Below are 705 nucleotides of genomic sequence, written 5' to 3'. Positions count from 1 at the left end.
AAGCGTAGTTGCGGGCGAGCTTGTCGTAACGGGTTGCGATGCGGCGGAAGTCCTTGAGGCGGTTGAAGGTCGCCTCGATGCGCCAGCGCTCGCGGTAGCGGCGCTTGTCGTGGCGGATCTTCCGCTTTCGGCCGCGCTTGCCCGGGATGACGGGCCTGATGCCTGCCTCCCGCAGATCGGTGCGCAGCCAGTCGGCGTCGTAGCCTTTGTCGGCGGCCAGACGGCGGATGCGGCCGGGCGCCTCGGCCAGCACGGCTGGCGCGGTCGTCACGTCGCTGGCGTTGCCCGGCGTCAGCAGAAGGACGCCGGGGCGACCGAGGACGTCGGTGAGCGCGTGGACCTTGGTCGTCTGGCCGCCGCGCGACGGGCCGATGGCCTGCGTGCGAGCCCCCCTTTGCCACCGTGGGCGGAGCGGTGGGCCCGGACATAGGTGCTGTCGAGGGCGGCCGCGTCCCCAGCCCATCCAGCCTTGGCCAGGGCGGCCAGCATCGCGCGCCAGAAGCTGCGGCGGGACCACCTGTTGAAGCGGTTGTAGACCGTGGTGGACGGGCCGTAGGTATCCGGGCAGTCGCACCAGCGGCAGCCTGCGGTGATCACGTGCAGGATGCCGGAGATGATCCGCCGGTCGTCCTTGCGCTCGGGTCCGGGCTGATTGCGGGGCAGGAACGGCTCGATCACCGCCCACTGCTCATCCGAGAGCCAGAA

At 70.8% G+C, this 705-nt stretch carries 1 protein-coding gene; it reads right to left on the bottom strand.

Annotation, left to right across the window (positions count from 1 at the left end):
* Positions 1-705 (bottom strand): IS5-like element ISMpo7 family transposase gene (locus tag LW587_RS23930; RefSeq protein WP_232632061.1). Its coding sequence is split into 2 segments (ribosomal slippage), with 706 coding nucleotides annotated over them: positions 1-387 and positions 387-705; the frame shifts between segments, so codons are not numbered across the junction. This gene is flagged as partial in the annotation.

The organism is Methylobacterium sp. Leaf118 (assembly GCF_920984675.1).
Classification (GTDB): domain Bacteria; phylum Pseudomonadota; class Alphaproteobacteria; order Rhizobiales; family Beijerinckiaceae; genus Methylobacterium.
Note: the sequence above shows the minus strand (reverse complement) of the source record. Positions and strands in the feature narration are given on the sequence as shown.